19 protein-coding genes are annotated in these 25,281 nt (G+C 74.0%); 11 read left to right on the forward strand and 8 right to left on the reverse strand.

The window, feature by feature from the left end; genetic code table 11:
* Positions 1-62: 62 nt before the first annotated feature.
* Positions 63-1,451 (reverse strand): cation:dicarboxylate symporter family transporter, encoded by a 1,389-nt coding sequence (locus MUU72_RS31930; protein ID WP_248016938.1) that lies wholly within the window; start codon positions 1,449-1,451, stop codon positions 63-65.
* A gap of 153 nt (positions 1,452-1,604) precedes the next feature.
* Here MUU72_RS31930 and MUU72_RS31935 point away from each other — a divergent pair, with 153 nt between their 5' ends.
* The 5 genes from MUU72_RS31935 to MUU72_RS31955 all read left to right on the forward strand — a co-directional run bounded on the left by MUU72_RS31935 (position 1,605) and on the right by MUU72_RS31955 (position 8,812).
* Complete coding sequence (locus tag MUU72_RS31935; RefSeq protein WP_248016939.1) at positions 1,605-3,260, forward strand: sensor histidine kinase; 1,656 nt, start codon at positions 1,605-1,607, stop codon at positions 3,258-3,260.
* Positions 3,257-3,973, forward strand: coding sequence for a response regulator (locus MUU72_RS31940; RefSeq protein WP_248016940.1), 717 nt, complete (start codon positions 3,257-3,259; stop codon positions 3,971-3,973). Before MUU72_RS31935 ends, MUU72_RS31940 begins: the two co-directional genes overlap by 4 nt.
* A gap of 392 nt (positions 3,974-4,365) precedes the next feature.
* A complete protein-coding gene (locus MUU72_RS31945) occupies positions 4,366-5,076 on the forward strand; it encodes a helix-turn-helix domain-containing protein (RefSeq protein ID WP_372503283.1) in 711 nt (236 codons plus the stop codon).
* Between the two features lie 235 nt (positions 5,077-5,311).
* Positions 5,312-6,100: an ABC transporter ATP-binding protein gene (locus tag MUU72_RS31950; RefSeq protein WP_308403906.1), complete on the forward strand. Its 789-nt coding sequence runs from the start codon at positions 5,312-5,314 to the stop codon at positions 6,098-6,100.
* A 132-nt stretch (positions 6,101-6,232) separates the two neighbouring features.
* On the forward strand, positions 6,233-8,812 hold the full coding sequence (locus tag MUU72_RS31955) for an ABC transporter permease (RefSeq protein WP_248016943.1): 2,580 nt from the start codon (positions 6,233-6,235) through the stop codon (positions 8,810-8,812).
* 125 nt (positions 8,813-8,937) lie between these two features.
* Here MUU72_RS31955 and MUU72_RS31960 read toward each other — a convergent pair whose 3' ends face one another.
* Positions 8,938-9,963 (reverse strand): ATP-dependent 6-phosphofructokinase, encoded by a 1,026-nt coding sequence (locus MUU72_RS31960; protein WP_248016944.1) that lies wholly within the window; start codon positions 9,961-9,963, stop codon positions 8,938-8,940.
* Between the two features lie 275 nt (positions 9,964-10,238).
* On the opposite strand from MUU72_RS31960, the gene pta reads away from it, so the two are divergent.
* The 3 genes from pta to pyk all read left to right on the forward strand — a co-directional run bounded on the left by pta (position 10,239) and on the right by pyk (position 15,085).
* Complete coding sequence (pta, locus tag MUU72_RS31965) at positions 10,239-12,332, forward strand: phosphate acetyltransferase (protein WP_248016945.1); 2,094 nt, start codon at positions 10,239-10,241, stop codon at positions 12,330-12,332.
* 28 nt (positions 12,333-12,360) lie between these two features.
* Positions 12,361-13,596 carry an acetate kinase gene (locus tag MUU72_RS31970; protein WP_248016946.1) on the forward strand — a complete coding sequence of 412 codons (1,236 nt, stop codon included), beginning with the start codon at positions 12,361-12,363 and terminating at the stop codon, positions 13,594-13,596.
* A 61-nt stretch (positions 13,597-13,657) separates the two neighbouring features.
* Positions 13,658-15,085, forward strand: a complete 1,428-nt coding sequence (pyk, locus tag MUU72_RS31975; protein ID WP_248016947.1) for a pyruvate kinase — start codon at positions 13,658-13,660, stop codon at positions 15,083-15,085.
* 39 nt (positions 15,086-15,124) lie between these two features.
* Here pyk and MUU72_RS31980 read toward each other — a convergent pair whose 3' ends face one another.
* The 4 genes from MUU72_RS31980 to MUU72_RS31995 form a co-directional block, all read right to left on the reverse strand.
* On the reverse strand, positions 15,125-16,438 hold the full coding sequence (locus tag MUU72_RS31980; protein WP_248016948.1) for a hypothetical protein: 1,314 nt from the start codon (positions 16,436-16,438) through the stop codon (positions 15,125-15,127).
* Positions 16,428-16,991 carry a DUF6114 domain-containing protein gene (locus MUU72_RS31985; RefSeq protein WP_248016949.1) on the reverse strand — a complete coding sequence of 188 codons (564 nt, stop codon included), beginning with the start codon at positions 16,989-16,991 and terminating at the stop codon, positions 16,428-16,430. Before MUU72_RS31985 ends, MUU72_RS31980 begins: the two co-directional genes overlap by 11 nt.
* A gap of 182 nt (positions 16,992-17,173) precedes the next feature.
* Positions 17,174-17,794 carry a DUF6230 family protein gene (locus tag MUU72_RS31990; RefSeq protein WP_248016950.1) on the reverse strand — a complete coding sequence of 207 codons (621 nt, stop codon included), beginning with the start codon at positions 17,792-17,794 and terminating at the stop codon, positions 17,174-17,176.
* A 643-nt stretch (positions 17,795-18,437) separates the two neighbouring features.
* Positions 18,438-19,400, reverse strand: a complete 963-nt coding sequence (locus MUU72_RS31995; RefSeq protein WP_248016951.1) for a tetratricopeptide repeat protein — start codon at positions 19,398-19,400, stop codon at positions 18,438-18,440.
* Positions 19,401-19,710: 310 nt separating this feature from the next.
* Here MUU72_RS31995 and MUU72_RS32000 point away from each other — a divergent pair, with 310 nt between their 5' ends.
* On the forward strand, positions 19,711-20,349 hold the full coding sequence (locus MUU72_RS32000; RefSeq protein WP_248016952.1) for a TetR/AcrR family transcriptional regulator: 639 nt from the start codon (positions 19,711-19,713) through the stop codon (positions 20,347-20,349).
* Between the two features lie 3 nt (positions 20,350-20,352).
* On the opposite strand, the gene MUU72_RS32005 is transcribed toward MUU72_RS32000, so the two are convergent.
* Complete coding sequence (locus tag MUU72_RS32005; RefSeq protein ID WP_248016953.1) at positions 20,353-21,381, reverse strand: SDR family NAD(P)-dependent oxidoreductase; 1,029 nt, start codon at positions 21,379-21,381, stop codon at positions 20,353-20,355.
* On the reverse strand, positions 21,378-22,556 hold the full coding sequence (locus MUU72_RS32010; RefSeq protein WP_248016954.1) for a UDP-N-acetylglucosamine--N-acetylmuramyl-(pentapeptide) pyrophosphoryl-undecaprenol N-acetylglucosamine transferase: 1,179 nt from the start codon (positions 22,554-22,556) through the stop codon (positions 21,378-21,380). Before MUU72_RS32010 ends, MUU72_RS32005 begins: the two co-directional genes overlap by 4 nt.
* Positions 22,557-22,618: 62 nt before the next feature.
* On the opposite strand from MUU72_RS32010, the gene MUU72_RS32015 reads away from it, so the two are divergent.
* Both MUU72_RS32015 and MUU72_RS32020 read left to right on the forward strand, forming a co-directional pair.
* Positions 22,619-23,359, forward strand: coding sequence for a response regulator transcription factor (locus MUU72_RS32015; protein WP_248016955.1), 741 nt, complete (start codon positions 22,619-22,621; stop codon positions 23,357-23,359).
* A 415-nt stretch (positions 23,360-23,774) separates the two neighbouring features.
* Positions 23,775-25,220, forward strand: a complete 1,446-nt coding sequence (locus tag MUU72_RS32020; protein ID WP_248016956.1) for a HAMP domain-containing sensor histidine kinase — start codon at positions 23,775-23,777, stop codon at positions 25,218-25,220.
* Positions 25,221-25,281: the final 61 nt, after the last annotated feature.

Consider the following 25,281-nt stretch of genomic DNA (forward strand, 5'->3'; position numbering starts at 1 on the left):
GGCGGGCGCATCCCGGCCCCCCCCGCTTCTCCCCTCCTGGGTGCCCCGCGGTGCGGGGGGCGTCAGGCCGTCGCGGGGGTCTTGGGGCTGTCGGCGACGGGGGCGGGCGGGGCGGCGTGGCCGTCGGCGGACAGGGTCCGTTCGTCGAACGGCAGGCGGCCGGAGAGCACCTCGGCGACCCGGGCGCGGTCGATCTCCTTGGTCCAGGTGCCGATCAGGACGGTGGCCACCGCGTTGCCGGCGAAGTTGGTCATCGCCCGGGCCTCGCTCATGAAGCGGTCGATGCCGACGATCAGGCCGACGCCGTCGACGAGTTCGGGCCGGTGCGACTGGAGGCCGCCGGCCAGCGTGGCCAGGCCCGCGCCGGTGACGCCGGCCGCGCCCTTGGACGCGATGATCATGAAGACCAGGAGGGAGACCTGCTGGCCCAGGGAGAGCGGCTTGTCCATCGCCTCGGCGATGAACAGCGAGGCCATGGTGAGGTAGATGGCGGTGCCGTCGAGGTTGAAGCTGTAGCCGGTCGGGACGGTGATGCCGACGACCGGGCGGCTGACGCCCAGGTGCTCCATCTTCGCGATCAGCCGGGGCAGCGCCGACTCCGAGGAGGAGGTCGACAGGATCAGCAGGAACTCCCGGCCGAGGTACTTCAGCAGCGCGAGGATGTTCACCTTGGCGACCAGCCGGAGCAGCGCCCCGAGGACCAGCACGACGAACAGCAGGCAGGTGGCGTAGAAGCCGGCCATGATGACGGCCAGGGACTTCAGCGCGTCCAGGCCGGTGGCGCCGACGACCGCGGCCATCGCGCCGAACGCACCGACCGGCGCCGCCCACATGATCATCGACAGCACCCGGAAGACCAGCTTCTGGACGTGGCCGATCCCGCGCAGCACCGGCTCGCCGGCCGTGCCCAGCGCCTGGAGGCCGAAGCCGACCAGCAGCGCCACCAGCAGGGTCTGTAGCACCTCGCCCTTGGTGAGGGCGGAGACCAGCGTGTCCGGGATGATGCCCAGCAGGAAGTCGGTGGTGGACGCGTGGCCGCCGGCGGTCTGGGCCTGGCCGGCGTGGCGCAGCGCGTCGGTCAGGTGCAGGCCGGAGCCGGGCTCCAGGAAGTTGCCGACGACCAGGCCGATGGCCAGCGCGATCGTGGACATCACCATGAAGTAGCCGAGCGCCAGCCCGCCCACCGCGCCGACCTTGGCCGCTTTGCGGACCGAGCCGACGCCCAGCACGATGGTGCAGAAGATCACCGGCGAGATCATCATCTTGATGAGCGCGACGAATCCGGTGCCCAGCGGTTTGAGCTGGACGGCGGTGCCGGGGGCGGCCAGGCCCACGGCGATGCCGAGGAGCACCGCGCCGATCACGGCGAGGTAGAGGACATGGGTCCGGTCCCGCTTGGCCGGCGGCGCCTGTCCGGCGGTGCCCCCGGACGACGGGGTCTGTGCAGCCACGGCTGCCCTGCCTTTCTGACTGGGGCCACGTTCCGCGCCGCTTTCGCGGCTCGCGGCGCGGAACAGGTCCCGGCGACTATGCACGGCGCTGTGGCGCTGGTCACCCTTGCGTACATTTCGTTCACGTAAAAGTGACCGGGCAGACTGTTCCGCATGCGCCTCCCCCGTCCCCGTCCGCCGCGGCGGCTGCCCGGCCCCCGCAGTCTCGCCGGGCAGCTCTTCGCCGTGCAGGTGGTACTGGTGGCGGCGGTGGTCGCGGTCTGCGCGGTCTTCGCGTACGTCAGCGCCGGGCGGCAGGCGCAGGAGACCGCGCGGCGGCAGGCGACCGCGGCGGCCACCGCGGTCGCCGACTCCCCGGCCGTGGCGGCCGCGGCCCGGACGAAGGACCCCACCGCCGTGCTCCAGCCCTACACCGAGCGGCTGCGCAAGGACGCCGGGGTGGACTTCGTGGTCGTGATGGCGCCGGACGGCACCCGCTGGACGCATCCGGAGCCGTCCGCGATCGGTGGGAAGTACCTCGGCCACACCGGTCCGGCGCTGCGCGGCGAGATCTTCCCGGAGACGCACCTGGGGGTGCTCGGCCCGTCCGTGCGGGTCGTCGCCCCGGTGCGCGACCCCGGACGGGGCGGCCGGATCACCGCGCTGGTCAGTGCCGGGATCACCATCGCCACCATCAGCGAGCAGCTGCGCGACCAGGTCCTGGCGCTGCTGGGGGCGGCCGCGGCGGCGCTGGCCCTGGGCGGGCTGGGCACGTACGTGGTCAACGCCCGGCTGCGCCGGCACACCCACGGAATGAACGCCGCCGAGCTGTCCCGGATGTACGACTACCACCAGGCGGCGCTGCACGCCGTCCGCGAGGGGCTGCTGATGCTCGACGGGCAGCGCCGGGTGGCGCTGATCAACGACGGCGGGCGGGAGCTGCTGGGGCTGACCGGGGACGTGGTGGGCCGGCCGGTGGACGGCCTGGGGCTGCCGGCGCCGCTGACCGGGGCGCTGCGCGCGTCCGGGCCGCGCGTCGACGAGCTGCACCTGACCGGCGAGCGGGTGCTGGTGGTCAACTCCGCGCCGGTCTCCGGCGGCCGGCGGCGCGGCACCGTCGTCACCCTCCGGGACCACACCGAACTCCAGGCACTGTCCGGGGAGTTGGACTCGGTACGGGGCTTCGCCGAGGCGCTGCGCTCGCAGGCGCACGAGGCCGCCAACCGGCTGCACACCGTGGTCTCGCTGATCGAACTGGGCCGCGCCGAGGAGGCGGTGGAGTTCGCCACCGCCGAGCTGGAGCTGGCGCAGGCGCTCACCGACCGGGTGGTGGGCGCGGTCGCCGAGCCGGTGCTGGCCGCGCTGCTGCTGGGCAAGGCGGCGCAGGCCAACGAGCACGGCGGGGAGCTGGTGCTGACCCCCGACAGCCGGATCGACGACGGGGTGATCCCGCCGGACCTGCCCGCCCGCGACCTGGTGACGGTGCTCGGCAACCTCATCGACAACGCCCTGGACGCCGCCCCGCCGGAGCACGGCGCCCCGCCGCAGGTGCGGGTCACCGCCCGGGCGGACGGCGGCGAACTGCTGCTGTGCGTCGCCGACAACGGGCCGGGGGTCGCCGCGGACGCCACCGAGGAGGTCTTCCGGCGCGGCTGGAGCACCAAGGAGGCGGCCGGCGCGGGCACCGCCCGGGGGCTGGGCCTGGCGCTGGTCCGGCAGGCGGTGCACCGGCACGGCGGCACGATCGCGCTGGACCGGGGGCCGGCGGGCGGGGCGCGGTTCACCGTGCGGCTGCCGCTGGGCGCGGCGGCGGACGGCGGCACCCGGTGAGCGCCGTGGAGCCCGCCGCCGCCATCCGGGTCCTGGTCGTCGAGGACGACCCGGTCGCCGCGGCCGCGCACGCCCTGTACGTGGGGCGGGTGCCCGGCTTCGCGGTGTCCGGGACGGTGCACACGGGCGCCGGCGCCCGCCGCCACCTGGACCGGCACCAGGTCGACCTGCTGCTGCTCGACCTGTTCCTGCCCGACGGCCACGGGCTCCAGCTGGTGCGCACGCTGCGCGCGGCCGGGCACGGCGCGGACATCATCGCGGTGACCTCCGCCCGGGACCTGGCGATGGTCCGCGAGGGCGTCTCGCTGGGCGTGGTGCAGTACGTGCTGAAACCGTTCACCTTCGCCACCCTGCGGGACCGGCTGCTGCGCTACGCGGAGTTCCGGGCGGCCAGCGGCGAGGCCAGCGGGCAGGACGAGGTGGACCGGGCGCTGGCCGCGCTGCGCGCCCCGCGGCCGGCCGCGCTGCCCAAGGGGCTGACCGCGGCCACCCTGCGGGCGGTGACCGATGTGCTGCGGGCGTCCGGCGGCGGGCTGACCGCGGCCGAGGCCGCCGCGCACGTGGGCATCTCCCGGATCACCGCCCGCCGCTACCTGGAGCACCTGGTGGAGGCCGGCCGGGCCGCCCGCGCCCCGCAGTACGGCCAGGTCGGCCGCCCGGAGCTGCGCTACCGGTGGGCGGACGGGGCCCCGCACGGGCCCGGGGAGCGGTGACCGGCGGCCCGCGCCCGGGCGGCCGGAGGTGCGCCGGACGGATGCGGGGCGGCGGGTTCCGGGGCGGCCGGTTTCCGTGCGGCGGTTTCCCGCGGCCCGAATCCGGGCGGCGAATCCCGGGCCCGGATTCGCGTATCGGAGCGCATTTTCGCTTTCTTCGGGAATTACCGTCCGATCGCCTTCGCGGGAACACCCCGCATTTCCGGCCCGCCCGTCGGCGCCGACAACCCGGCTCGAAAGCACAAAACGGCTGGCCAGCGCCGGTTTGGGGAGCGAGTTGGCGGGAAAGCTGCGAAAGTTGGCCGGAGCCCGCCGAACCCCCCGTACTTTCCTCCAACCCGCAAACTTGGACATCCATACGATAGGTACGACGCCACCTCGTCACTTACCGTGTGCCGGTGAACACGCACGACGGGGATGCACGCCGGCCCCCTTTCAATGCCGACGCCGCTCGGCGGCTGCGCGAGGCCCTGGGCATGACTCACGCGCATGTCGCCTACGGAATCTGGGCCGCATTCGGAATTCGCCTGGAGCCCGCCACGGTGGCGTCCTGGGAATTGGGGGAGAACTCCCCCACCGAGGCCGAGTTGACCGCACTGGCCGGCGCCTTGTGGTGCGCTCCGGCCGACCTCCTCGGCACCCCCGGCACGCTCCGCGAATTCCGGCTGGCGCTCGGCCTGGCACCGGCCGACCTGGCCCTGCGGATCGGTATGGACCCGGGCGTGTACGAGCGGCTGGAGGCCGGCGGGCGGTGGACGGGCAGCGACCGGCAGGCCGCGGCGCTGGCCGCCGCCCTGCGGCTCCCGCTGCCCGCCCTGATCCGCTTCACCGGCCAGGAGGAGCGCCTGGTGGAGCTGCTGGTCAGCGCGGCCACCACCCGCTGGCAGGGCTACGTCCGCCCGGTGGGCAAGCTGGTGCCGCTGCCCAAGGAGCGGCTCCAGGACGCGCTCCAGGCCCTGCACGAGGAGTACCACGCGACGATGACCGCCTCGCTGAGCTGGACCGGCGGGGACGCGTCCGACGAGGCCGGCAAGGCGGGCCGGGACTTCCTCGACGGGATCCTGGCGGAGTTCTGGCGGCGGGCCGGCGGGTCCGCGCCCTGAGCCCGGCGCGGCGGCGGCCGCTCCGGCACCGGACCGGGCCGGGCCGCCGCCGTGTCGGTCTGCGGGGGGACCGGGGTCCGTCCCGAGGATGACGTGCGGGCCGGGCGTGGCACTTCCGGCCGGTCCGGCTTTCGGTCCTTGCGGCCGAAGACGGGCCGGCCCGCGGCATCGAGGATGGAAGGGCGCTTCCGACGCGCTCTTCCTCCCCCGCCGTCCCGTCCTTCCAGGAGTTGTGGTGCCGCACACCGCCGTCCCTCGTACCGCCGTCCCCGCCCGCGCCGCCGCGGCCGTCGCCGCCCGGGCCACGGACCTGAGCAAGGTCTACGGCCAGGGCGAGACCCGGGTGGTCGCGCTGGACTCCGTCACCGTCGAGTTCGGCCGGGCCCGGTTCACCGCGATCATGGGACCGTCCGGCTCCGGCAAGTCCACGCTGATGCACTGCATGGCCGGCCTGGACTCGGTGACCGGCGGTTCGGCCCGGATCGGCGACGTGGAGCTGGCCGACCTGAACGACAAGCAGCTGACCCGGCTGCGCCGCGACCGGATCGGCTTCATCTTCCAGGCGTTCAACCTGCTGCCGACGCTGACCGCGCTGGAGAACATCACGCTGCCGCTGGACATCGCCGGCCGCCGCCCGGACAAGGACTGGGTCGGCCGGGTGGTGGAGACCGTCGGCCTCTCGGGCCGGCTGGCGCACCGGCCGGCCCAGCTCTCCGGCGGCCAGCAGCAGCGGGTCGCGGTGGCGCGGGCGCTGGCCGCCCAGCCGGAGATCATCTTCGCCGACGAGCCGACCGGCAACCTCGACTCCCGGTCCGGCGCCGAGGTACTGGGCTTCCTGCGGGAGTCGGTGCGGGCGATGGACCAGACCGTGGTGATGGTCACCCACGACCCGGTCGCGGCCGGCTACGCGGACCGGGTGGTCTTCCTCGCCGACGGCCGGATCGTGGACGAGCTGTACGAGCCGACGGCGGACGCCGTACTGGACCGGATGCGGCGCTTCGAGGCCGCAGGCCGGGCAAGCTAGCCGCAGGCCGGGCCAGCCAGTCGCAGGCCGGACCAACCAGTCGCAGGCCGGACCGGCCGGCCGCGCGCCGGGCCCGGCCGCGGGCCGCGCCCCTCCCCCACCCCCGCCGTACCCAGGACTGACACCACCACCATGTTCCGAACCGCCCTGCGCAATCTCCTCGCGCACAAAGCCCGGCTGATGATGACCGCGCTCGCGGTGCTGCTCGGCGTCGCCTTCGTCGCCGGCACCCTGATCTTCAGCGATTCCGTCGGCGAGGCCGTCAAGAACGCCTCCGCCCGCAACCTCAAGGACGTCGCCGTCTCCGTCCAGGCCGTCTACGGCCCCGACCGGCCGGGCGGGGAGGGCAAGGACGGCAAGCGGGCCACCGCCCTCGACGACCGGCTGGCGGACCGGATCCGCGCCCTGCCCGGCGTCGCCGGGGTCCGCTCCGACGTCACCGGCCAGGCCACCGTCGCCGCCCGCGGCGACGGCCACCCGATCGGCAACGGCTGGCAGAACCGCGCCGCCAACTACCAGCCGGGGCCCGGCGGCGACGATCCCCGCTACCCGCTGGTGCGCGGCCGGGGCCCGGCCCGCGCGGACGAGGTCGCGCTGGCGCGGAGCACCGCCGACGCCGCCGGCTACCGCCTCGGCGACCCGGTGCGGCTGGCCACCGACGGCCCGGTGCTGACCAAGAAGCTGGTCGGGATCGTGGCGAGTGACGATCCGGCGGTGACCGCGGGCGGCAGCCTGACGCTGTTCGACACCGCCACCGCGCAGCGGCTGTACCTGCACCCCGGCCAGTTCGACGAACTGGTGGTGGCGGCCGCGCCCGGCACCGACCAGGAGGCGCTGACCGCGAAGGTGGCCGCGCTGCTGCCGGCCGATCGCGCCACGGCCACCAGCGGGCGGGAGCTGGCCGCCGAGCAGGCGCGGCGGATCGCCGACCAGAACCACGCGCTGAGCCAGACCCTGCTGACCTTCGCCGGCATCGCGCTGTTCGTCGGCGTGTTCATCATCGCCAACACCTTCACCATGCTGATCTCCCAGCGCACCCGGGAGATCGCGCTGCTGCGCGCGGTGGGGGCCTCCCGCCGCCAGGTGGTGCGCTCGGTGCTCGTCGAGGCGGGCCTGCTGGGGCTGCTGTCCTCGGCCGTCGGCTTCGGGCTGGGCGCCGGGATCGCGGTGGGCCTGCGGGCCGTCCTGGCGTCGCAGGGCGCCGGCTTCCCGGACGGGCCGGTGGTCATCAGCCCGTCGGCGGTGGCCGCGTCCCTGGCCGTGGGCGTCGGGGTGACCGTGCTGGCCGCCTGGCTGCCGTCCCGCAAGGCGGCGCGGATCGCGCCGGTCGAGGCGCTGAGCACCGTCGATGCCCCGCCGACCCCCCGGAGCCTGGTGTTCCGCAACGTCCTGGGCGGGGTGCTGACCACCCTCGGCGTCGCGGTGATGCTGTGGGTCTCCACCTTGACGGGCGGTGACAACCTGCCGCTGGCGATGGGCGGTTCGATGCTGACGCTCATCGGGATGATCGTGCTGGCGCCGCTGCTGTCGCGGCCCCTGGTCTCGCTGGCCGGGCTCGTCACCACCCGGCTGTTCGGGGTCGGCGGCAAGCTCGCCAAGGAGAACGCGCTGCGCAATCCGCGCCGTACCGCGGCGACCGGCTCGGCGCTGATGATCGGCCTGACCCTGATCACCGGGCTGACCGTGGCGGGCCACTCCTCCCAGCTGGCGCTGGACCGGATGGCCGCGGCCGGGCTGACCGCCGACTACAAGATCAGCACCTCGACCGGCACCGGCCTGGACCCGCAGCGGTCGGCGGCGGTGGCCCGCGTCCCGGGCGTCGCGGCGACCGCCCCGCTGCGCGGCGCGGGCTACACCGTCCAGGGCGGCGGCAGCGGCCCCGACGGCGGCTTCGGCTACGTCCACGGCACCGACCTGGACCAGATCGGCAAGGTCACCGCGCTCACCGTCACCCAGGGCTCGCTGGCCGCGGTCCGCTCCGGCGGGATCGCGGTCTCGGAGACCGGTGCGAAGGAGCACGGCTGGCGGGCCGGCGACACCGTGGCCCTCACCTTCTACGACAAGAAGACGGTGACCGTGCGGGTCGGCGCGGTCTACGCGGACAACCCGGTCCTGGGCGAGTCGTTCGCCGGCACCGCGCTGGTCGATCCGCACCTGGACCGGCTCCGGGACGACGAGCTGCTGGTCAAGGCCCGCGACGGCGGCTCCGCGGCGCTGGCCGGGCGGATCCGGGCGGCGCTCGGCGACAGCCCGCTGCTGAAGATCCAGGACCACAACGACCTGCGCAAGGAGACCGCGGGCCAGATCGACACCATGGTCTACATGATCTACGGGCTGCTCGGGATGGCCGTGGTCATCGCGGTGGTCGGGGTGGTCAACACCCTGGCGATGTCGGTGTTCGAGCGGACCCGGGAGATCGGGATGCTGCGCGCCATCGGGCTGTCCCGGGCCGGGGTCAAGCGGATGGTCCGCCTGGAGTCGGTGGTGATCTCGCTGTTCGGGGCGGTGCTGGGCATCGGCGTGGGGATCTTCCTGGCCTGGGCCGGCGGCAAGCTGGTCGGCTCGTCGTTCGCCACGTACCGGATGGTGCTGCCGTGGGACCGGCTCGGGCTGTTCCTGCTGCTCGCCCTGGTCGTGGGGGTGCTGGCCGCGCTGTGGCCGGCCCGCCGGGCCGCCCGGCTGAACATGCTGGAGGCCATCGGCGCCCACTGAGGCGGCCCGGGGGCCCTGACCGCCCCGGCCCCCGGACGCACAACGGGCGGCGCGCTGACAGCGCGCCGCCCGCTGGCTTTTGACGGGGCGTCAGCAGGGTCGGTGCCCGTGCCGCCCGGTGCGGATCAGAAGACCGACTCGGCCTCGTCCATGCGGTTCTCCGGGACCCGCTTCAGCTCGGTGATCGCCTCGGCCAGCGGGGCCATCACGATGTCGGTGCCACGCAGCGCGGTCATGTGCCCGAAGTCGCCGCGGTGCGCGGCCTCGACGGCGTGCCAGCCGAAGCGGGTGGCCAGCACCCGGTCGTAGGCGGTGGGGGTGCCGCCGCGCTGGACGTGGCCGAGGATGACCGGGCGGGCCTCCTTGCCCAGGCGCTTCTCCAGTTCGCGGGCGAGCGCGGTGCCGATGCCGGAGAACCGCTCGTGGCCGTACTGGTCGATGGCGCCCTTCTTGTAGTCCATGGTGCCGGGCCGCGGGTGGGCGCCCTCGGCGACACACACCACCGCGAACTTCTTGCCCCGGGCGAAGCGTTCCTCGACCATCGTCACCAGGTCGTTGACGTCGAACTCGCGCTCGGGGAGGCAGATGCCGTGGGCACCGCCGGCCATGCCGGACTCCAGGGCGATCCAGCCCGCGTGCCGGCCCATGACCTCCACGACCATGACCCGCTGGTGCGATTCGGCGGTGGTCTTCAGGCGGTCGATGGCCTCGGTGGCCACGCCGACGGCGGTGTCGAAGCCGAAGGTGCGGTCGGTGGAGGAGATGTCGTTGTCGATGGTCTTGGGGACGCCGACCACCGGCATACCGGCGTCGGAGAGCATCCGGGCGGCGGTCAGCGTGCCCTCGCCGCCGATCGGGATCAGGACGTCTATCCCGTACTCGCGGGAGAAGTCCTTGGCGCTCTCGCACGCCTCGCGCAGCCGGGCGCGCTCCAGGCGGGCGGAGCCGAGGATGGTGCCGCCGCGGGCCAGGATGCCGCTGACCGCGTCCAGGTCGAGCTTGCGGAAGCGGCCGTCGAGCAGGCCCTTGAAACCGTCCTCGAAGCCGATGACCTCGTCGCCGTGGCCGGTCAGGGCGCGGTGGACGACGGACCGGATCACAGCATTCAGGCCGGGACAGTCGCCGCCCGCGGTGAGGACTCCGATACGCATCGTGCTGTGTCTCCTGTGCTCGCTGTCGGTTCGTGTGAGCCGGTCCGATTGTTTCATGTGCGGCCCGGTCCGACCCCGGCCCCGGGCGCGTCCGGGGGCCACCCTCCACTGTCCCCGCCCCGGGCGCGCCAGGGAAACTGGGAGAGCGGCTTACCCACCCGCGCAGGTATTGTCAAGAGGGGCAAGCCCACAATAACGGGTAATTGCCACCTTGTGACCAGGGAATTCCCGCGAGCGCGGAGCCTCGCGGCCATCGGAACGGACGGAGTGCACACGTGACGCGCAGCGTGTACGTGACCGGTATCGAGCGCGGCGACGGCCGCCAGGTCGTCGAGCTGGGGGTCATGGAGTTGCTGACCCGCCACGTCGACCGGGTGGGGGTGTTCCGTCCCCTGGTCCACGACGGGCCCGACCGGCTCTTCGAGCTGCTGCGGGCCCGCTACCGCCTCTCCCAGCCGGCCGAGTCGGTCCACGGCATCGGGTACGAGGAGGCCGCCGCCGTCCAGGCCGAGCGCGGCACCGACGAGCTGGTCTCCCGGCTCGTCGACCGCTTCCACGAGGTCGCCCGGGAGTACGAGTACGTCCTGGTCCTCGGCTCGGACTACGCCGACACCAGCCTGCCGGACGAGCTGGCGCTCAACGCCCGGCTGGCCAACGAGTTCGGCGCCGCGGTGATACCGGTCGTCGGCGGCCAGCGCCGGGAGGCCGAGTCGGTGCGCGCCGAGGCCGGCAACGCCTACCGCGCCTACACCTCGCTGGGCTGCGACGTCGTCGCGCTGGTCGTCAACCGCGTGGACCCCGGCGAGCGCACCGCGATCGTGGAGCGGCTCGCCGCCCGGCTGCCGGTGCCGTGCTACGCGCTGCCGGAGGACGGTTCGCTCTCCGCGCCGACCGTCGGCCAGATCGTCCAGGCGCTCGGCGCCGACGTACTGCTGGGCGACGACTCCGGGCTGGCCCGGGACGCCCGCGACTTCGTCTTCGGCGGTGCGATGCTGCCGACCTTCCTCAAGGCGCTCACCCCCGGCTGCATGGTGATCACCCCCGGGGACCGCGCCGACCTGGTCGTCGGCTCGCTGGCCGCGCACAGCGCCGGCGCCCCGCCGATCGCCGGTGTGGTGCTCACCCTCGACGAGCGCCCCGGGCCGGACATCATGGCGCTGGCCGCCCGCCTGGCGCCGGGCACCCCGGTGGTCTCCGTCCCCGGCGGTTCGTTCCCCACCGCCGCCGAGCTGTTCGCGATCGAGGGCAAGCTGAACGCCGCCTCGCCGCGCAAGGCGGAGACCGCGCTCGGCCTCTTCGAGCGGCACGTGGACACCGCGGAGCTGACCGACCGGATCTCGGTCGCCCGCTCCGGCCGGGTCACCCCGATGATGTTCGAGCACGAGCTGATCGAGCGGTCCCGGTCCGGCCGCCGCCGGGTGGTGCTGCCCGAGGGCACCGAGGAGCGGGTGCTGCGCGCCGCCGACGTGCTGCTGCGCCGCGACGTGTGCGACCTGACGCTGCTGGGCGAGGAGGAGGCGATCCGCAAGCGCGCCGCCGACCTGGCCATCGACCTGGCGGACGCCCAGATCATCGACCCGCACACCTCCGAGCTGCGCGAGCGGTTCGCCGAGCTGTACGCGACCCTGCGCGCCCACAAGGGCGTCAGCTACGAGCTGGCCTACGACGTGGTCGCCGACGTCTCGTACTTCGGCACGCTGATGGTGCAGGAGGGCCTGGCCGACGGCATGGTCTCCGGCGCGGTGCACTCCACCGCCGCCACCATCCGCCCGGCGTTCGAGATCATCAAGACCAAGCCGGGCGCCCAGATCGTCTCGTCGGTCTTCTTCATGTGCCTGGCCGACCGGGTGCTGGTCTACGGCGACTGCGCGGTCAATCCGGACCCGGACGCCGAGCAGCTGGCCGACATCGCCATCCAGTCCGCCACCACCGCCGCGCAGTTCGGCGTGGAGCCGCGGATCGCGATGCTGTCGTACTCCACCGGCACCTCCGGTTCCGGTGCCGACGTCGACAAGGTGCGCAAGGCCACCGAGATCGTCCGCGAGCGCCGCCCGGATCTGCTGGTCGAGGGCCCGATCCAGTACGACGCGGCGGTGGACGCGGCGGTCGCCGCGACCAAACTGCCGGGCTCCGACGTGGCCGGCAAGGCCACCGTGCTGATCTTCCCGGACCTCAACACCGGCAACAACACCTACAAGGCCGTCCAGCGCTCGGCCGGCGCGGTGGCGGTCGGCCCGGTGCTCCAGGGGCTGCGCAAGCCGGTCAACGACCTCTCGCGCGGCGCCCTGGTCCAGGACATCGTCAACACCGTCGCGATCACCGCCATCCAGGCCCAGGGCGCGCTGCCCGGCGCCGGCCACACCGCCTGACCCCTCCCCCCCACCGGAAAGACCCTTCATGACTGCCAACGCCACCCGCGTCCTCGTCCTCAACTCCGGCTCCTCGTCGGTGAAGTACCAGCTGCTCGACATGGCGAAAGCGGCGGACGGCGGGTCCGCCGCGGGCGTCCGGCTCGCCGCCGGCCTCGTCGAGCGGATCGGTGAGACGACCTCGCGCCTGGCCCACACGCCGCTGGCCGCCGGCGGCGGGACCCGGGAGACCACCGGGCCGATAGCCGACCACGACGCCGCGCTGAAGGCGGTGGCCGGCGAGCTGGCCGCCGACGGGCTCGGACTGGACTCACCGGAGCTGGCCGCGATCGGCCACCGGGTGGTGCACGGCGGCCTGAAGTTCACCGCGCCGACCGTCATCGACGACGTGGTGCTCAAGGAGATCGAGCGGCTGGTGCCGGTGGCCCCGCTGCACAACCCGGCGAACATCACCGGCATCCGCACCGCCCGGGCGCTGCGCCCCGACCTCCCGCAGGTCGCGGTCTTCGACACCGCCTTCCACACCACGATGCCGGAGCACGCGGCGCGCTACGCCATCGACGTGGCGACCGCCGACGCGCACCGGATCCGCCGCTACGGCTTCCATGGCACCTCGCACGACTACGTCTCCCGGCGCACCGCGGAGCTGCTGGGCAAGGCGCCGGAGGAGGTCAACGTGATCGTGCTGCACCTGGGCAACGGCGCCTCGGCGTCCGCGGTCCGGGGCGGCCGGTGCGTGGACACCTCGATGGGGCTGACCCCGCTGGAGGGCCTGGTGATGGGTACCCGCTCCGGTGACGTCGACCCGGCGGTGACCTTCCACCTGGAGCGGGTCGCCGGGATGGCCACCGACGAGATCGACGAGCTGCTGAACAAGAAGAGCGGTCTGCTCGGGCTGTGCGGCGACAACGACATGCGGGAGATCCGCCGGCGGATCGACGAGGGCGACGAGCGGGCGGCGCTCGCCTTCGACATCTACATCCACCGGCTGAAGAAGTACATCGGCGCCTACACCGCGGTGCTCGGCAAGGTCGACGCGGTCGCCTTCACCGCGGGCGTCGGCGAGAACGCCGCGCCGGTGCGGGCCGCCGCCATCGACGGGCTGGAGGAGCTGGGCATGGCGGTGGACGCGTCGCTCAACGCCGTGCGGTCCGGCGAGCCGCGGCTGATCTCCCCCGCTTACGCGCGGGTCGCGGTCGCCGTGGTCCCCACCGACGAGGAACTGGAGATCGCCCGGCAGACATACGCCCTGGTCACCGCCTGACAGCTAGGTCTTCCACCAGCTGGAATATTCCGCTGCGAAACAAACCCGATAGGATCCAGCCATGCGCCGTTCCAAAATCGTCTGCACCCTGGGCCCCGCCGTCGACTCCTACGAGCAGCTGAAGACGCTGATCGAGGCCGGTATGAACGTGGCCCGTTTCAACATGAGCCACGGGAGCCACTCGGAGCACGAGGAGCGGTACCACCGCCTCCGCAAGGCCGCCGAGGAGACCGGCCGCGCCGTCGGCGTCCTGGCCGACCTCCAGGGCCCCAAGATCCGCCTGGAGACCTTCGCCGAGGGCCCGGTCGAGCTGGTCCGCGGCGACGAGTTCGTCATCACCACCGAGGACGTGCCCGGTGACAAGCACATCTGCGGCACCACCTACAAGGGCCTGCCCGGCGACGTCTCCAAGGGCGACCCGGTCCTGATCAACGACGGCAACGTCGCCCTCCAGGTCGTCGAGGTCGACGGCCCGCGGGTGCGCACCATCGTCATCGAGGGCGGGGTCATCTCCGACCACAAGGGCATCAACCTCCCCGGCGCCGCGGTCAACGTCCCCGCGCTGTCCGAGAAGGACATCGAGGACCTGAAGTTCGCGCTGCACATGGGCTGCGACATGGTCGCGCTGTCCTTCGTCCGCGACGCCAAGGACGTCCACGACGTGCACCGCGTCATGGACGAGGTGGGCCGCCGGGTCCCGGTCATCGCCAAGGTGGAGAAGCCGCAGGCGGTCGCCAACATGGCGGAGGTCGTGATGGCCTTCGACGCGGTGATGGTGGCCCGTGGCGACCTGGCGGTGGAGTACCCGCTGGAGAAGGTCCCGATGGTGCAGAAGCGGCTCATCGAGCTGTGCCGCCGGAACGCCAAGCCGGTGATCGTGGCGACCCAGATGATGGAGTCGATGATCACCAACTCCCGGCCGACCCGCGCCGAGGCGTCCGACGTCGCCAACGCGATCCTCGACGGCGCGGACGCGGTCATGCTGTCCGCGGAGTCCTCGGTGGGCCAGTACCCGATCGAGACCGTCAAGACCATGTCGAAGATCGTCGAGGCGGCCGAGCAGGAGCTGCTCTCCAAGGGCCTCCAGCCGCTGGTGCCCGGCAAGAAGCCGCGCACGCAGGGCGGTGCGGTGGCCCGCGCGGCCTGCGAGATGGCCGACTTCCTGGACGGCAAGGCGCTGGTGGCGTTCACCAAGTCCGGTGACACCGCCCGCCGGCTCTCCCGCTACCGCGCCGCCCAGCCGATCCTGGCCTTCACCACCGACGTCGCCACCCGCAACCAGCTCGCGCTGAGCTGGGGCGTGGACGCCTTCGTCGTCCCGCACGTGGACAACACCGACGCGATGGTCGAGCTGGTCGACGCCGAGCTGCTCAAGCTCCAGCGCTACAACCCCGGTGACACCATGATCATCACCGCCGGTTCGCCCCCCGGCGTCCCCGGCACCACCAACATGGTGCGGGTGCACCACCTCGGCGGCGAGCGCGTCTGACGCGCCGTCACCCGAAGCGCGGCGGTTCCCGAAGGCCGGTCAGTCCTCGATGGACACGTTCATGCCCGGGACGTGCAGGGTGCCGCCGAACTGGCCCGCCTGGTCCAGCTTCACCTTGCTGAAGTAGGCGAACGGGACGTTGATCGGCGGCGGGTGCTCCGGGTCGAAGACGATCGGGATCAGCCCGAAGAGGTTGCCCTGGAGCCGCTCGGTGTAGAGCGTCACCTTGCCGCCGCGGATGGTGGACGTCGAGCCCGGGGTCGAGCGCACGTGGTAGTGCTTGCCGGAGGTCGGATCGTCGACGATCTGGTGCAGGTCGGCGATGTCGATGCTGTCCGCGGTGAACTTCAGCGCCTGCTTGGTACGGCCGCTCTGCGTCGTGACGTTGACGACGCCCTCGTAGTCCAGGCCGCGCAGGGTCAGCCCGGTGGACTCCAGGTGCCAGGGCAGGTCCGCCAGGGTGACCGGCGTCTGCTCGTTCTTGCCCGCCTGCTTGTTCTCGACGACGCAGGGGTAGCCGGGCTTGCCGCTGGCGTCCTTGCCGTCCAGGCCACCGCCCGGGAGGTTGCCGTCGACCGTGCCGACGGCGCCGTGCACGGTGTCGTCCACCGTCTTCGACGGGTCCGTAAGACCCCGCCCGACGGTGGTGAGCGCGTCCTTGACCGGCGAGCCGCCGTCCTTCCCGGAGCCCGAGGCGGCGGGCGCCGGGGAGTCCTCGGCGGCCGCGTCCTTGGAGGCGGTGGCGGACGGCGTCGGGCTCGGCGTGGCCGACGGCCCGGCGGACTCCTTGTGCCCGCCGAACAGCCCGCCCAGCGCGTCGCCGAGCCCGCCGAGCAGCCCGCCGTCGTCCTTCTCCGGCGTGGCCGACGGCGCGGGCGTGGCGGAGGCGGACGGTGTCGCGGACGGCGCGCCGCCGCCCGCCGCGTCCTTGCCGGCCGAGGGGGACGGGGTGGCCGAGGGGTCCGCGGACGGCGCGCCGCCCTTGCCCCCGCCGTCCTTGCCGTCCTTGCCGTCCTTGCCGTCCTTGCCGGCAGTGTCCTTGGCGTCCTTGCTGTCCTTGGCGTCCTTGCTGTCCTTGGCGTCCTTGGACGCGGCGTCGTGGCCGGAGGTGTCCGGGGCACTGACGCACGGGCCGCCCCGGAAGGGGCTCTCCGGCGGCGCCGGCTTGGCGATCGCCATCTGGGGCGTCAGCCCCATGCCCATGAGGACGGCGGACGGCATCGCCGCGATGGCGATCGCCTTGCCCGCGGGCACGTGCAGCCGGGTCAGCAGCGGCTTCCTGGGCGCCGCGTGCCGGGGCCCGCCTCTCGCCCCGGTGGCTGCGTTCTCCTCGTGCAGCTCGTCACCCGGCACGGTGCCTCCCGTTGCTGTGGTTGGTCGGGCTCGTTCCTGACATACCGTCCAGTCCGTTGCCCGACCCGGGCTCGCCGGCCGGCGGCGCGGGGTGGGTGGCGACCACCGGCCCGACGACCCGCTCGGGCTCCTCGGCGCCGTCGGCGGCCCGTACCGGCTCGCCCGCCGCCCAGGAGATGCCCAGCGCGCCGCCGATCAGCCCCAGCAGGAAGCCGACCACGAAGCCGCCGATGTTCGAGACGACGAGCGAGACCAGGGACAGCAGGATCGCCGCGACCCCCGCGAAGACCCGCGAGGCCGGCTGGAACCACATCGTCAGGCCCAGCACCACCAGCAGCACGCCGATGATCAGCGACCCGGCGCCGGCCGTGGTGGCCATGCGGACGGTGAGGGACCCCACGGTGAGGTTGGCGTAGGGGAGGTACATGATCGGGACACCGGCCAGCAGGGTCAGCAGCCCGCCCCAGAACGGCCGTTGGCCGCGCCACTGGCGGAACGCCTGCCGCTTCCGGCCGAGAGCCTGGCCCAGCTGTGGTTGCGTTGCAGCGCTCATGCGCCGGCCTCCCTACGGTCGGCGGGCCGGCACTTCTCGCTCCGCTCGCTCATGTCGTACGGCTCCTCGGGACTGGCACATCGGTGGTTCTGTGGGTACGTGCTGACGGTGCCCGGCGCCACGGGCACGGGGAAACGGCCCGAGGGCCGCGCGACTCGCCCCGCGCCCGCACGCCTAGGCCGTCAGTAGCACTCGTTCTTGCCCTTGCTGACGTCCATCTTCAGCCCGCTGAGCTGGAACGTGCCGGCCGTGGTGGCCCAGGCACGCTGGTGGACGCCGGTCAGCACGGCCGACTTGGCCTCCTGGGCGAAGGAGCCCGGGTCGGTCTTGTCGCCCTCGCGGATGCCGGGGCCCTTGGTGGACGACCCCGCGGCGACACCGATGTTGATGTCCTCGAACGTCGCGTCCGCGCCCAGCTGGTCGAGGTCGATGTAGAGGTTCTTGGCCTCGACCGGGTGCTTGGGGTCGCCACCCGCCTTGAGCTTCATCGACACATCGCCGAAGACCGGCACCGGCACGACGACCGACTGGCACAGGTTGTAGATCTTGGCGTGGGTGAACGCCGAGACGGCGACCGGGACGTTCTTGCCGTTCTTCTGGGCGTCGACCGCGCCGTACTGGACGAACCCGTCGCCCTCCAGACGGTCCGTGCTCACCTTGAACTGCTGGCCGGACACGCTGAACGACGCCGCCAGGGCACCCTGCGAGAGGGCGACGCCGATCGCGGCGGTGGCCGCGACGCTCGGCACCATGACGACGGCGAACCGCTTCCATCTGGTCCCGCCACGAGTCAGGGACTCCATGACTTTCCTCCTTCTCGGACGTACATCTCCGGTACGTACCGCGCCCGTTGGGACCGGTCGTACCTGGGATGGGAGAAGTGCTACGTCCTCGGGAAGGAGAGCGCCCGTCTCGGAGGCACAGCGTGTTTCCGAATACCGGCGATCACCCCCGAGCGACAACCACTGGCCACGCTCTCGCGCAACCTCATCGGACAGGCCCTGCCATCGGGGCAGAGACCCCCCTGTCCGCGGCCGGCGCCACTGCCGCCGGCCCACTCGGTGGGGACCCATCAGCTCCGCCGCACCGGCCGGCTGCCGGGCTGCGGGAATGGACCGAGCGTGGCCGATCGTCGTCCATTCCCGGCCGCCGCACAAGGCCCTCGTTACTTGCGGGTAACGGAGCGGTAACCGCACCGCGACGCACAGAGATCACCCAGGCACCCAGCGTCGCCGTTAACGTCGATCGAACAAGGGGCAATTCCCAACAGAATCCGGCAAGTTGGGCGGGGTGACTTACTCCAAGTAACAGCGGCCACGCTTACCAAGTTTCGGTAAAACGTGGCCGCCGTTCCGTTTGCCGGTGGTGCCGGTGGAAGCCGCCGCGGGGGCAGATCCGGGCAGGAGGAATGAACCCGGAAAGAGCCGCCGGCCGGGGCGGGTCGGCTCAGAACAGGACGCGCGCCAGGGCGGTCCGCGCCTTCGTCACGCGCGGGTCGTCCGCGCCGATCACCTCGAAGAGCTCCAGCAGCCGCACCCGGGCCGCCTCGCGGTCGTCCCCCGCGGTGCGCTGCACGGTGTCGACCAGCCGCCCGAAGGCGTCCTCGACATGACCGCCCACCAGATCCAGGTCGGCCGCGGTGATCTGGGCCGCGACGTCGGCCGGATTCTCCGCGGCCGCGGTGCGGACCGCCTGCGGGTCCAGGTCCTGCACCCGCTGGAGGAGTTCGGCCTGGGCGAGCCCGAGCTTGGCCTCGGCGTTGGCCGGGTCGTCGGAGAGGACGTTGCGGTAGGCGCGGACGGCACCGCCGAGGTCGCCGGCGTCCAGCGCGTCGGCCGCCGCGGTCAGCGCCGCGTCGTGCGGACCGGCCGGCTGCGGGGCGGGCTCCGGGCCCTCCGCGTCCGGGGCGGCCGGCGCGCCGACGATGCCGAACTGCTGCTCGGCGACCTGGACCAGCTGGTCCAGCACCTGCCGCAGCTGGGCCTCGGGGACCGCGCCCTGGAAGAGCGGGATCGGCTGGCCCGCCACCACCGCGAACACCGCCGGGATGCCCTGCACCCCGAACTGCTGGAACAGCATCTGGTTGGCGTCGACGTCGATCTTGGCGAGGACGAACCGGCCGGCGTACTCCGCCGCGAGGCTCTCCAGCAGGGGCCCGAGCTGCTTGCACGGCTGGCACCACTCGGCCCAGAAGTCGATGACGACCGGGACCTCGGTGGACCGCTGGAGGACGTCCTGCTGGAACCCCGCCTCGTCGACGTCGAACACCAGGCGGGTGGCCCCGGCCGGCGCCGCGCCCGTACGGGCGGCCTCGGCGCGCGCCTGCTCGGCCTTCTGCTTCGCTTCCCCGGCCGCCTTCACCGCTGCGAGGTCGACGACTCCACTCATGGACATGTTGCGTGGCTGCATGGGTCCATCCTCCCCCCTGAACGGCTCGTTCCGGAAAGCGATCCGCACAGCGGGCGCCGCGCCCGCCCGTACGCCCCGCTGGCTGCGGCGCACGCCTGGGCCGGTGCCCGGTGGAACGGCCCTTCACGAGGGCCGGTGCGCGGCCATGGGTCCCCACCCACGGCCCGTGGTTGTCACTCTTACGCTACGGGTCGTAGCGTAACTCGCCGCCGCCCCCGGGCGGCACCCGGTTCCGGGTCCGCCGCGGGTGATCTCCCTCACGGCCGACGAACCGGAGCCCGATCTCCTACCGGCCGGTATGGTCGCCCGCATGCACCAGTCCGCCTGCTCCCGGAAAGGCCGCACGGGCCGCCCCCGCAGCGCCGCGACGGATCACGCGATCCTCGACGCCACCCGTGCCGCGCTCGTCGACGTGGGCTGGAGCGGGCTCACCATGGGCGAGGTCGCCACCCGCGCCAAGGTCGCCAAGACCACCCTCTACCGCCGCTGGGCCGGCAAGAGCGAACTGGTCGTGGACGCCGTGGCGGTGCTCTTCGACGAACTGGAACTCCCCGACCGCGGCTGCCTCCGGGCCGACATCGAGGGCGTGGTGCTCCAGTTCGGCGCGCTGCTGGCCCGGCCCGAGACCAAGACCGCGCTGATGGCGGTGGTCGCCGAGTCCACCACCGACGACGCACTGCGCGAACGCATCCGCTCGGCCATCGTGGACCGGCAGAAGCGGCTGGTGCTGCTGGGCCGGTCGCGCGCCCAGCAGCGCGGCGAACTGCCGCCGGACGCCGGCGGACCGGACGGCGCGCGGGCCGCCGAGGGCACCGTGGGCCTGATCTTCGACGTGATCGCCGGGGCCGTGGTGCACCGGCTGCTGGTCAGCGCGGAACCGGTCGACGCCGACTGGGCCCGGCGGTTCACCACCCTCCTGCTGGCCGGCCTGGCCGGACTGGAGCCCTGACCGTCAGACCTGGTAGCGGTCCGCGCGGAACAGGTGCAGGTGCTCCGCCACCCACTCCGACGTCCGTGCCAGCCCCTCCGCGAGCGGCACCCGCGGCTGCCACGAAGCCCACCGGCGGGCCCGGGAGTTGTCCGACAGCAGCCGCTCCACCTCACTGCCCGAGGGCCGCAGCCGGTCCGCGTCCACCACCACCTCCGCGTCCCGCCCGGACGCCGCGATCAGCGCCTCGGCCAGCGCCCCGATGGAGATCTCCCGGCCGCTCCCGAGGTTGACCACCTGCCCCAGCGCGCGGTCGCAGTCGGCCAGCGCCAGGAAGCCGGCCGCGGTGTCGGTGACGTAGGTGAAGTCCCGGGTCGGGGTGAGCGAGCCGAGCTTGATCTGCCGGGCACCGGAGTGGAGCTGGGCCAGGATCGTCGGGATCACCGCGCGGGCGGACTGCCGCGGCCCGTAGGTGTTGAACGGCCGCACCACCGTCACCGGCAGCTCGAAGGCGTGCCAGTGCGACAGCGCCATCATGTCCGCGCCGATCTTCGAGGCGGAGTACGGCGACTGCGGTTGGAGCGGGTGCTCCTCGCTGATCGGCGCGGTCCGCGCGGTCCCGTACACCTCGCTGGTGGAGGTGTGCACCATCCGCCGCACGCCGTGCCGGCGGCACGCCTCCGCGACGTTCTCGGTGCCCACCACGTTGGTCTGCACATAGGCGCCCGGCGAGTCGTAGCTGTACGGGATGCCGATCAGCGCGGCCAGGTGGAAGACGGTGTCGCAGCCGGCGACCGCGTCGCTCACCCGCCCGGCGTCCCGCACGTCGCCGGCGACCATCTCCACCGGCCCGCCCGGCTCCAGGTAGCGGGCCAGGTTCCCCTTCTCCGCGTACGGCTTGTAGTGGACGAAGGCGCGCACCTCGGCGCCCGCCGCCACCAGCAGATCGACCAGCGCCGATCCGATGAAGCCCTCGGCCCCGGTGACCAGGACCTTCCGTCCGGCCCACGACGGGGCCGCGGTGGGGTCCGTCGTGCTGCTCACTGCGTTCATGCTGACTCCTTCAGAGGGGTGGTGAGGGGGGAGGTCCCCGGGCCGGGGGCGGGTCGGCCGGCCAGCGCCAGGGTCCGGGCGGCCAGCAGATCGGCGGCCCGGGCATGCGTCCCGGGGTCGGCCGCGGCGCCCATCGCGGCCAGCCGGTCCGGATCGGCCAGCAGCGGCCCGACCAGCGCGTCCAGCCGCTCGGCGGTGGCCTCGGCGTCCGGCAGCAGCAGCGCCGCGCCGGCGTCGGAGAGCACCCGGGCGTTGTGCGTCTGGTGGTCGCCGGGCGCGTGCGGGTACGGGACCAGCACCGCCGGCATCCCGGTGGTGGCCAGTTCGGCGACGGTCGCCGACCCGGCCCGGCAGACCACCAGGTCGGCCGCCGCGTACGCCAGGTCCATCCGGTCCAGGTACGGCACCGCCTCGGCGACCGCCGCCCCGCCGTTCGCCGCGAGCGCGGCCCGGGCCCCGTCCAGGGCCGCCGGACCGGTCTTGATCAGCAGGCGGAGGCCGGTGCGGTCCCGGTGGCGGCCGGCCAGGCCGATGGCGGCCTCGGTGAGCCGGGCCGCGCCCAGGCTGCCGCCGTTGACCAGCAGCAGCCGGGCGCCGTCGGGGACGCCCAGGGCCCGCCGGGCGGCCGGCCGCAGCGCCGCCCGGTCCAGTCCGGCCAGCGGTCCGGGCAGCGGCATCCCGACCGTCTCGGCCCGTTCGCCGCCCGCCAGGTGGGGGCGGCTGCGGTCGAAGGCCAGGGCGATGTGCGGGGTGAGCCGGGCGGCGAACCGGTTGGCCCGCCCGGGCACCGCGTTGGACTCGTGGATCAGGCTGGGCAGCCCGGCCAGCCGGGCGCCCAGGATCACCGGGGCGCTCGGGTAGCCGCCCATGCCGACGGCGACCTGGGCGCCCTGGCCGCGCAGGATCGCCCGGCACTGGGCGCCGGCGCGCAGCAGCGCGGCCGGCAGCAGATAGCGCCGGGCGCCCAGCGCCGGGTCGAAGGGGATCATGTCGACGGTGTGGAGCCGGTAGCCGGCCTCCGGGATCAGCCGGGTCTCCAGCCCGCGCTCGGTCCCGACGAAGGAGACCACCGCGTCCGGTTCGGCCCGGCGCAGTGCGTCGGCGAGGGCGAGGCCGGGGTAGATGTGGCCGCCGGTGCCGCCCGCACCGATCACGACCGAGAGTGGTGTGCGCATGGCCGCCACGCTCGCCCGCCGCCTTAAGAACGTTCTAAGACGGCGTTTGGGAGCCTTGGCTCATGACCGCACGCCCCGCGCCCGCGCCCGCCCCCGGGACCCCGCCGCCCGCCGCCCCCCGGATCCTGGTCGTCGACGACGAACCGGAGGTCCGCGCCGCCGTCGCCGACGGGCTCGCCGTCGAGGGCTACGCGGTGCGCGAGGCCGCCGACGGCCTGGCCGCGCTCTCCGAGGTCGCCGCCTGGCAGCCGGACGCGCTCGTCCTCGACGTGCTGATGCCGGTGCTGGACGGCCTGGCGGTCTGCCGCCGGCTGCGCGCCCTGGACGACCGCACCCCGATCCTGGTCCTGACCGCCCTGGACTCGGTCAGCGAACGCGTCGACGGCCTGGACGCCGGCGCCGACGACTACCTCGTCAAACCGTTCGCGCTGGACGAGCTGATCGCCCGGGTCCGGGCCCTGCTGCGGCGGGCCGCGTCCGCCGCCGCCGAGGACACCCGGCTGGCCTTCGCCGACCTGGTCGTGGACCCGGCCACCCGCAGCGGCCACCGGGGCGGCCGCCCCCTGGAGTTCAGCCGCACCGAGTACGCCCTGCTGGAACTGCTGCTCCAGCACCCCGGGCAGGTCCTGCCGCGGGAGCTGATCCTGGAGCGCGTCTGGGGCCGCGACTTCGGCCCGGACTCCAACTCCCTGGCCGTCTACATCGGTTACCTGCGCCGCAAACTCGAAGCCGGCGGCGAACCCCGCCTCGTCCACACCGCCCACGGCATCGGCTACCGCCTCGACCACCCGGAGACCCCATGACGGCATCGCACGCGCCGCGCCCGACGGGCTCCGGCGGCCCCGCACACCGGAACGGCAGCCGGTACGGCAGCCGTTCCGGACACCGGCCCGGGACGGACCCGCGGCACCCGGCCCGGACGGCAGCCCCCGCGCGAGGCCGCGGCGGCCCCGGCCGGCACGACGGTGTCGCGGCACCGCCCGCGGCCGGCGAGCACACCGGCCACACCCGGCGGCCCCCCGCCCCGCACCCGCACCCGCCCCACCGACCGGCACCACCGCTACGGCCACAGGCACCGGCACCGGCACCGCTACAGCTACACCTACAGCTACACCTACAGCTACCGGCAACGCCTCAGGGGTGCGGCAGGTGCCGCCGCGGCGGGCTCGGCGGGCTCGGCGGGCGCCGCTGGCTCGGCGGGCGCAGCGGGGCCGCCGTATGACCGGCCGGCGCCGCCTGGGCGGGCGCTGGGTCCGGCGCCGGCCGCTGCGCACCCGGCTGGCACTCGCCGCCTCCGCCGCGGTCGCGGTGGTCGCGGTGGGCGTCTGCGCCGCCGCGTTCGTGGTGCTGCGCGTCCAGATGACCCGCCAGCTCGACCTGAACCTCGCGCAGACCGCCACCCAGCTCACCCAGCGCACCCGCAACTGGGGCCCGACCGCCGGCGACACCTCCTGCCGCTACCAGGCCGTCCCCTGCGTCCAGATCGTCCCCGCCGATCCGGCCCGGGACCCCCGCGAGCGCTACGGCCTGCCGGTCTCCCCCGCCACCCGCGCGGTGGCCGCCGGCCGCGGCGCGCCGTACTACACCGGCCTGACCGTCGCCGGCCACCCCGTCCGGATGTACACCACCCGCCTGCCCCACAAGGACGAGGCGCTCCAGGTGGCGCTCCGCTCCGACACCGTCGAGCGCGGGGTGCACCAGGCGGCCTGGGCGCTCGCCGCGGTCGGCGCCGCCGGCGTCCTGCTCGCCGCCGGGCTCGGCTACGGCGTCTCCCGGACCGGCCTGGCCCCGGTCGCCCGGCTGACCGCCACCGCCGAACGGATCGCCGCCACCCGCGACCCCCGGCACCGCATCGAGCTGCCGGCCGGGCCGGGCGGCCACGAGGACGAGATCACCCGCCTCGCGGCCAGCTTCAACACCATGCTCGGTGAGCTGGAGCAGTCCGTGACCGCCCAGCGGCGGCTGGTCGCCGACGCCTCCCACGAACTGCGCACCCCGCTCACCGCACTCCGCACCAACGCCGAACTCCTGGCCCGCGCCGACCGCCTGACGGATCGTCAGCGCGACCGGGCGTCGTCCGCCCTCACCCGCCAGCTCCGCGAGGTCACCACCCTCGTCAACGACCTGATCGAACTCGCCCGTGACGAGGAACCCCGGCCGCTGCTGGAGGAGGTCCGCCCGGCCGCCCTCCTGGAGCACGCGGTGGCCGCGGCCCGCGAGCACTGGCCGGACATCGCCTTCACGGTCCACCTCGACCCCGAGGCGGCCGGCATCACGCTGCCCGGCGTCCCGGCCCGGCTGACCCGGCTGCTGTCCAACCTCCTCGACAACGCCGCCAAGTTCTCCCCGCCCGGGGGCCCGGTGGAGACCGGGCTGACCGCCGGCGCGGGGGCGGTGCGGCTGACCGTCCGCGACCACGGCCCCGGGATCGCCCCGGAGGACCTGCCGCACGTCTTCGACCGCTTCTACCGCGCCCGGGCGGCCCGCGCGCTGCCCGGCTCGGGCCTGGGCCTGGCGATGGCGCGCCAGATCGCCCGCGCCCACGGCGCCGAACTCACCGCCACCCCCGCCCCCGGCGGCGGCGCCCTCTTCCACCTCATCTTCCCCATCAGCCCCCCACACCGCGCCCAGGAGGGAACGGGCGGGGAGGACGGACCGGGCTGACCGGCCGGGCGGGCCGACCGGACTTACCAGAGGGGCGGGCGGGCAGGACGGGGCGGTCGAT

Source organism: Streptomyces rhizoryzae (assembly GCF_023155275.1).
Lineage (GTDB): Bacteria > Actinomycetota > Actinomycetes > Streptomycetales > Streptomycetaceae > Streptomyces > Streptomyces rhizoryzae.

Coding starts and splice junctions, on each gene's coding strand:
- MUU72_RS31935 (WP_248016939.1), top strand. CDS start 1,605: ATGCGCCTCCCCCGTCCCCGTCCGCCGCGGCGGCTGCCCGGCCCCCGC.
- MUU72_RS31955 (WP_248016943.1), top strand. CDS start 6,233: ATGTTCCGAACCGCCCTGCGCAATCTCCTCGCGCACAAAGCCCGGCTG.
- MUU72_RS31960 (WP_248016944.1), bottom strand. CDS start 9,963: ATGCGTATCGGAGTCCTCACCGCGGGCGGCGACTGTCCCGGCCTGAAT.
- MUU72_RS31970 (WP_248016946.1), top strand. CDS start 12,361: ATGACTGCCAACGCCACCCGCGTCCTCGTCCTCAACTCCGGCTCCTCG.
- pyk (WP_248016947.1), top strand. CDS start 13,658: ATGCGCCGTTCCAAAATCGTCTGCACCCTGGGCCCCGCCGTCGACTCC.
- MUU72_RS31985 (WP_248016949.1), bottom strand. CDS start 16,991: ATGAGCGCTGCAACGCAACCACAGCTGGGCCAGGCTCTCGGCCGGAAG.
- MUU72_RS31990 (WP_248016950.1), bottom strand. CDS start 17,794: ATGGAGTCCCTGACTCGTGGCGGGACCAGATGGAAGCGGTTCGCCGTC.
- MUU72_RS31995 (WP_248016951.1), bottom strand. CDS start 19,400: ATGCAGCCACGCAACATGTCCATGAGTGGAGTCGTCGACCTCGCAGCG.
- MUU72_RS32000 (WP_248016952.1), top strand. CDS start 19,711: ATGCACCAGTCCGCCTGCTCCCGGAAAGGCCGCACGGGCCGCCCCCGC.
- MUU72_RS32005 (WP_248016953.1), bottom strand. CDS start 21,381: ATGAACGCAGTGAGCAGCACGACGGACCCCACCGCGGCCCCGTCGTGG.
- MUU72_RS32010 (WP_248016954.1), bottom strand. CDS start 22,556: ATGCGCACACCACTCTCGGTCGTGATCGGTGCGGGCGGCACCGGCGGC.
- MUU72_RS32015 (WP_248016955.1), top strand. CDS start 22,619: ATGACCGCACGCCCCGCGCCCGCGCCCGCCCCCGGGACCCCGCCGCCC.
- MUU72_RS32020 (WP_248016956.1), top strand. CDS start 23,775: ATGACCGGCCGGCGCCGCCTGGGCGGGCGCTGGGTCCGGCGCCGGCCG.